The organism is Moorena sp. SIO4A5 (assembly GCF_010672005.1).
GTDB lineage: Bacteria > Cyanobacteriota > Cyanobacteriia > Cyanobacteriales > Coleofasciculaceae > Moorena.
This window is the reverse complement of sequence record NZ_JAAHHZ010000005.1, coordinates 72,818-79,731: the sequence shown is the minus strand read 5'-3', so window position 1 is coordinate 79,731 and position 6,914 is coordinate 72,818. Positions and strand designations below refer to the sequence as shown.

At 39.7% G+C, this 6,914-nt stretch carries 8 protein-coding genes and 1 pseudogene; 2 read left to right on the top strand and 7 right to left on the bottom strand.

The features are described 5' to 3' along the window. The coding region (locus F6K57_RS04795) for a tetratricopeptide repeat protein (protein WP_293065296.1) at nt 1–208 on the top strand (208 nt) is incomplete at its 5' end. Here F6K57_RS04795 and F6K57_RS04790 read toward each other — a convergent pair. From F6K57_RS04790 to F6K57_RS04760, 7 genes and pseudogenes are all read right to left on the bottom strand, one after another. Further along, nucleotides 189–365 carry a hypothetical protein gene (locus F6K57_RS04790; protein ID WP_293065293.1) on the bottom strand — a complete coding sequence of 59 codons (177 nt, stop codon included), beginning with the start codon at nt 363–365 and terminating at the stop codon, nt 189–191. The genes F6K57_RS04795 and F6K57_RS04790 overlap by 20 nt on opposite strands. A gap of 165 nt (nt 366–530) precedes the next feature. Then, nucleotides 531–656 (bottom strand): annotated as a pseudogene (locus F6K57_RS04785) (IS630 family transposase); the annotation flags it as partial. A gap of 155 nt (nt 657–811) precedes the next feature. Then, nucleotides 812–1,246 carry a hypothetical protein gene (locus tag F6K57_RS04780; RefSeq protein WP_293065290.1) on the bottom strand — a complete coding sequence of 145 codons (435 nt, stop codon included), beginning with the start codon at nt 1,244–1,246 and terminating at the stop codon, nt 812–814. A 6-nt stretch (nt 1,247–1,252) separates the two neighbouring features. Further along, nucleotides 1,253–2,647 carry an AAA family ATPase gene (locus F6K57_RS04775; RefSeq protein WP_293065287.1) on the bottom strand — a complete coding sequence of 465 codons (1,395 nt, stop codon included), beginning with the start codon at nt 2,645–2,647 and terminating at the stop codon, nt 1,253–1,255. Nucleotides 2,648–2,869: 222 nt separating this feature from the next. After that, the gene (locus tag F6K57_RS04770) at nt 2,870–3,766 is read right to left on the bottom strand and encodes a metal ABC transporter permease (protein ID WP_293065301.1); all 897 of its coding nucleotides are present in this window, start codon (nt 3,764–3,766) and stop codon (nt 2,870–2,872) included. Between the two features lie 430 nt (nt 3,767–4,196). Then, complete coding sequence (locus F6K57_RS04765; protein WP_293065284.1) at nt 4,197–4,679, bottom strand: DUF2656 domain-containing protein; 483 nt, start codon at nt 4,677–4,679, stop codon at nt 4,197–4,199. A 169-nt stretch (nt 4,680–4,848) separates the two neighbouring features. Continuing rightward, entirely contained in the window at nt 4,849–5,568 is a 720-nt protein-coding gene (locus tag F6K57_RS04760; RefSeq protein WP_293065283.1) for a metal ABC transporter ATP-binding protein, read from the bottom strand. Nucleotides 5,569–5,693: 125 nt separating this feature from the next. On the opposite strand from F6K57_RS04760, the gene F6K57_RS04755 reads away from it, so the two are divergent. Then, nucleotides 5,694–6,782 (top strand): zinc ABC transporter substrate-binding protein, encoded by a 1,089-nt coding sequence (locus F6K57_RS04755; RefSeq protein WP_293065281.1) that lies wholly within the window; start codon nt 5,694–5,696, stop codon nt 6,780–6,782. The last annotated feature ends 132 nt before the right edge of the window (nt 6,783–6,914 follow it).

The window sequence follows — 6,914 nt, the reverse complement described above, 5'->3', positions numbered from 1 at the left end:
TGCGATCGCATCCTATCAGCAAGCGATTCAACTTAACCCAGAGTATGGAGAGGCTTATCAAAACTTGGGAGTGGTTTGGCTTAAATTGGGCAACGTTGATCAGAGTTTATCGGCCTTTAAAAAAGCGATCGCACTTCACGAAACCCATAACCCAGCTGAAGCTCAGCGTCTTCGTCAGGGACTTCAGGCTATGGGATTTCAGGTTTAATGTTATTAAGTATTAGGGAACAGGGAACAGGGAACAGGGAACAGGGAACAGGGAACAGGGAACAGGGAACAGGGAACAGAGAAGTCGGAAGTGGGAAGAGGGAAAAAATCCTGTTTAGCTCATAGTTATGAAAAATGCTGTATAAGCCTGTCTTCATTTAAATGGGCTCCCTTTAACCTTTAAGTCTCTTCAAAAACTACTCCCTACTCCCTATTTTAAGATTTAACTTAGCTTACTAGTTACTGAAGAAGCCGTAATCGTTAATTTCAATTTTAAGGCATCCCTTAGAATTAAAATAAACCAACTTTCAAGAGTTATAGCACTACGCGCATACATTAGGACATTTTTTGAACGCTGCATCTACACATTCTCGTACAGTATCAAATTCAATAATTCTTTGTTTCATCCATGTTTTTAAAACAGCCCACCAATTCTCTATTTGCTCAAGTTGAGTCATTGTCACCTTTCTTCAGACTTCCCTATAAAATAGACACAGCTCTAACAGTTACGCTCAAAATCAGGAGACTGAAGTAGCATACAGTGACTTTACTCTCAAGAAAGTCAAGAAGAAGAAACCTAACCATAGGCTTACGTACTTTTTTCCTAGATGGTGACCTGACTTAAATCATAAGTATATGGAGTTTTCTCAACTATTAAAGTAGCATTATATTTCTTATTAAACTTACTTTTTATAATTTGTATATTCGTTCTTCCTTTGGGTAGGCCAAAGCGAGTAAAAACTACAAAGCACCGCTTGTCGATTTTTTGTGGGTTATCTGAAAGTAACTTAATCGTCGATTCTATCTGCTCAACTGCATGGGCAATCTTACTTCCTTTCAACTCTACATAAATTTCTACGTTACTACAAACAAGGGCGTAATCACAGCGCTTATTTTCATCGTCTATAGCACAGCCATCAACTTTAATTTTTAATATTTTATCTCTCTTGGAATTATCAAAAGTTAGTTTACTTTTGTTTTCCTTTAATACGATTTCATTGTCATCTTTATATTCCTCACAATCTGGGAAACGTTTCATAAATACTCACGCTAAGTCCAAAAGTTTATCAAACTGAATAGCTAGCTGATCAGAAACATCGTCAATAAGATTGGCATTGATCAGACCAGTATCAGTGCAGACAATATTTTTAGCCTTGCCATTTTCTAGGACATAGGCTGATAAATAAGACGTACTCAGGGCTTTATAGCGAGGAAGGATTTTTTCTAATTTAGGTAAGACATCCTGGCTAGATTCTTTATAGAGAATACCAGCTTGAATAAGATTATTAATTGAAGTTAGGATGTAAGGACTATGGGTGGTGATAAAGAATTGAAGTTTTTCCAGATCAGAATTAAAAACACAGGCGATTAACTCAACCATTTTTCGTTGTGCGCTTGGAAATAGATGAGCTTCTGGTTCCTCAATATAAACAGTTTGTCCAGCAGAATCCTCATCAACTAAAAAAGGTAATGCTGACAGTATAATCGTCAGGGGAAATGTTTCTTGCTGACCAGAAGAAGAGTTAGCAATACTAATCCGTCTTCCATCTGCCATTCTCAGAAAATCTTCGCCTTTTTCCTGTATATGTTCTCCACATAAAACTTCCTTGATCAGCGTTTCTATTTCATCATTTATCTCTTTTTCTTGTATATTTTCAGGTTCATTAATAATTCTCGCATTCAAACGTTTTATAGTTTCGTAAGTGGAACCAAACTCGATCATAAAGGGCTCGATAACGATCTTATTAGAAATCAATGAAAATATACTACTTTGGAGATTAGCAAAGAAAGAGCGACCAGCAGGAATAAAAAGCTGGGTATAAGCTGCCTCATCGCATAATGAACTCCTCAATAATTCTATTAAATGTTCTCTTGAAAATGACTGTTTTATTATATTTTCATTACTTTCTGGATTTTCTTTTGCTCTTTCTAATAATATTTCAAGTTGCTCTAATAAAGAAGTTAGATCATCAGATTTTTTGTTATTTTCTTCTGTCAGTTTAATTTTATAGTCTATCAGACTATTGATTAAATATCGTTGTTTATCGAATTTCTTTAGTTTCTCTAATAGCTCTTCTTTTAAATTTTTAAAAAACTCTGAGTAATTAAAATTTATTTTGTTTTTATTCTCTTTACTTCTAGTAATTTCAATAAAAACATTATAAATTTCATACTTAATACAGAAATCATCTTCTCCCCAGGAATCTGGTGGAAAGTACTCTTGAAAAGTTTGAGAGTAACTTGAATCTAGGTAACGCTTAGTTTGTTCGTTTTCTACTGTATCTAAAATTTTCCAAACAAAGTTTTTAAAGTAAAAAAGAAGTTTAGCACATACACTTTTGCCACTAGCTTGAGGTCCAATCACGATATTGATTCGTTTAACCTCAATCTCTAGTTCCTCGATACCAGCAAAATTTTTAACTGTAAGTTTTTCAGCCATGACCAGAGATTAGAGTAAGCTGAGCTGTAGTGTATGGGTGTTGCTAGCCCTTACACTACACTAGTCTTGAGTTATTTAATTATAGTTTACCATGTTGAACATGCTATTACCATGTTCAATATGCTGATAGCTGAAGGCTGATTGCTAATAGCTGATTGCTAATAGCTGATTGCTGATTGCTGATTGCTGATTGCTGACGGCTGATTGCTAATAGCTGATTGCTTACCCTCGATTCGATCTCAATAATTCTTTCAGCAAAGTCAATAACTTAGCCTGGCGACGTGCGATAGCTGGCTCCGTGAGAATTCCTTGGCTTGGACTAAACAAAAATGCCAGGAAAAATAAGCCAAAGATTACCATTACAATTGCTGGGCCTGATGGCCAATTAAAATAGTAGCTTATATACATTCCACTGACACTAGAAATAATTCCAATCATTGAGGCTAATCCCATCATGTGATGTAATTCTTTGACTAATAAATAAGCCGTAGTCGCGGGTCCGATTAACATCGAGATAACGAGCAACACCCCTACCGTCTGCATACTGGCGACAATGGTGAGAGTAATCGCTAAGATTAACCCGAAATAAATTAGTTTTACCGGTAAACCGCTAGCTTGGGCTCCCAAGGGATCAAAGGTATAGAATAATAGCTCTTTATAGAACAACTTTGTTAATAGTAAAATTACTGCTGTAATCACCAGGGTTTGCCAGACATCTCCTGGTCTCACCCCTAAGATGTCACCAAAAAGAATATTTTCTAAGTCAAGTTGGTTAGTTTTAAGCACCGTAATTAGTATCACTCCGAAGCCTAAAAAACTGCTGAAAGTCAACGCCATTGCTGCATCCACTTTGACTCGCGTACGCTGAGGAATCACCGCTACAACTAAAGCGCTAAGGACACCTGCAATAAAGGCACCAATAGAGATATTTATTCCTAAAAAAAAGGCGATTGAGAGACCAGGTAAAACTGCATGGGCAATCACACTACTAATCAGGCTCATTTGTTGTACAATTAAGTAGCTGCCTACCACTGCGCCTAATATCCCCAACAGCACAGCCGTTGCGATCGCATTCCGCATAAATTCAAAACCTAGGGGCTCAATCAGCCAATTCATAATAAATAAAAGGGAGTAGGGAATAGGGAACAGGGAGTCGGGAGTCGGGAGTCGGGAGTCGGGAGTCGGGAGTCGGGAGTCGGGAGTGTGGGGAGATGGGGAGATGGGGAGATTTTTATTAAGTGTCAATAGCATTGATAGCGTTTCTAGGATTTATGAGGTACGCTTTTCAACCTCAAAGTCCCCCTTGATAAGGGGGATTTAGGGGGATCCCTTTGTACCTCATGGCATAGCGATGCAGCGCGGTCTTGGGGGTTTCCCCCATGAGCGACTGCATCAAGACAGATAATTGCTAGATAAATATATCATTAACATAAATATATCATTAACAATCTTACCTTGCGGATTTTCAATAACACCAAAAATCCTCCAAACTATTTCATCCTGCTCCCTGCTCCCTAAAAAAATCACTCAATTTAAAACTGCTGTAATTTTAGGATGCAGTATTATTTATTTTTTCAATCTTGAAAACATTGTCAATAGTTTTACCAGCTGTTTTTTCTTCCCATCCTAGGGCTGTTAAAAATTGAGCTGCTGAGGTCGTTTCTACAACATCAACTCCCCATTCTCCGGTTTGGAGAGTATCAGGAGCATTACTTAAGGGTGGAGTTTTCTTTAAGCCTCCCAATATTAAGATATCTGGCAGAAAATCCCCATTTTTTTGACTAATTCGCTTTTCTTCTAGAGCTTGAGCGCACAATTCTCCAACTTGAGGTGGGGTAAGCTCTTGAGTAGGGAATAAAATTTCAACCATCCAATGGGGATGATCTAACTTACGACACTTTAAGGATGGATAGTTACTTAATCCTTCAGCAAATACCTGAGTAAATTCTTCCCGGTTTAGTTCAGGAAAACTATCGTCTGATAGTTCAAAGTTATGGGAAAGCAACATCCGACCAGTTTCAGAGTCAGTCATGAGTCCTGTGATATCCTGTTTGATCAATTTTCCAGCCCAGCAAGAATCAGTATATATTAGGTTGGGTTCATTGCTGAACAGTGAACCCTAACAGGTATTACTCTCTGACTTTGGGACTGACCGAGTTAGCGCACTCCGCACTCAGAACTAAGCACTCAACACTAAGCCATCAAGCTCCTACTAAACTCATCACCTTACCATAAGCCTTGGTCAGGTTTTCCGGTGTCAGCACTTGAGCCCTTGAACCCACAGCAATCAGTTGCTTATTCAATAAGAGGAGTTGATCATAATGAGCTAAGGTTTCTCCTAAGTCATGGCTGATCACTAGTAACGTTTTGTCTTGGGATTTAAGTTCACTAAAAACCTCAAAAATAATCTCTTCTGTCTTTTTGTCGATGCCGACAAATGGCTCATCAAAAAATAATAACTCCGCTTGTTGAGCTAGAGCCCGCGCTAAAAATACCCGCTGCTGCTGTCCACCAGAGAGTTCGCCAATTTGACGGTGGCGATACTCGAACATACCCACCCGTTCTAACGCATTCTTAACAATTTCCTTAGATTGGCGACTAGGAGACCTAAACCAACCGGTGTGGACTGTACGACCCATCATCACTACATTCCATACCGTAATCGGATAATCCCAATCAATTTGCGATCGCTGAGGAACATAAGCGACTCGTTTTAATTGACTCCGGAGGGGACGGGCTGCCAATTTCACTACCCCCTTCACTGCTGGAATCAGTCCCAGCATCGCCTTCACCATAGTACTTTTGCCAGCACCATTGGGCCCCAGTAAGCCAGTTAATTGTCCTGGCTGGAGGGAGAAGGATATATCACAAATCGCCCAAGTGTCTCGGTAACAGACTCCTAGGTTATGGACTTCTAACATTAGGTTTTGTGAAAATGACTACCACTATCATAGTGTAGCGTGGCTGCAACTGATTGTCGTTCTCAGCCTAAGCCTTGTAAAATGATTCTTGTTCTTGATAGCTACAAATTTAAGCGGGTTGATCTATGCTGAAACCCTTACCAGTTAAACTTCGGACGCTCTTAGCTAGTGGTGCTCTCGCCTTTGGGGTAGCACTAGGTGGTTGTAGTCAAACCAGTGAAACCTCATCAAGGGAGAAGCCACTAGTGGTAGCATCCTACAGTGTGCTTTGTGACTTAACAACAGAAATTGCTCAAGATACCATTGATATGACCTGTCTGATTGAACCAGGTCAAGACCCTCATACCTACAAAGCTACCAGCTTAGCTCGCCAATCCCTAGAGCAAGCCCAACTAGTTCTATACGGTGGCTACGACTTTGAACCAGAAGTTATTAAATTAGTTCAAGCCACTAATACACCAGCTCCTAAAATAGCGGTGCATGATCAAGCTGTGCCTAGTCCAATTATGGCGGAAGCACATCACCACCATGATCACGAGCAAGAAAAGGATGACCATAAGGATGACCATAAGGATGACCATGATGATCACCATGACCATGACCATGAGGAAGAGAAGACAGGATCTGCTCACAGTGATGAGGAACTAGAGCCCGACCCCCATATTTGGCATGATGTCCAAAATGGTATCAAGATGGCAGAAGTAATTCGTAGCCAACTGGCAGCACTTAACCCAGATGATCAGGAATTGTATGCTAAGAATGCCAAACAGCTAACCACTGAACTGGAACAGTTGGATGCTTGGGTAAAAGCACAAGTTGCTACCATACCCAAGGGGCAACGCCAACTAATCACTACCCATGATGCCCTAGGGTACTACATTAACGCTTACGGTTTTTCTGATTCTGATGCGTTGCAAGGGCTTAGCGCAGAAGAAGCACCGACAGCAGCACGGGTGAAAGAACTGGTACAGAAGATTAAGAAAAGTAAGGTACCAACAATTTTCGCCGAAGTAACAACAAATGATAAGGTTATTGGCACTGTCGCCAGAGAAGCAAAGGTTAAACTTTCAGACCAAAAGTTATTTGCAGATGGTCTAGGAGAAAAAGGGAGTGATACTGGAACTTATATTGGCATGATTACTAGCAATACCTGTGCCATTGTGGATGGGTTGGGGGGAAATTGTTCTTCTTTTGATGGCAAAGCTGCTAAATGATATATAAGCAACGATCGCAGAATTAATTACCTACTCCCAATCTCTGTAACCTTTACATTGTAAGACTTTGAGTTTGGGAAAATGTGTAATTAATTTTGCGCACCTGCTTAGCCAGGATTTTTTACCTATTCC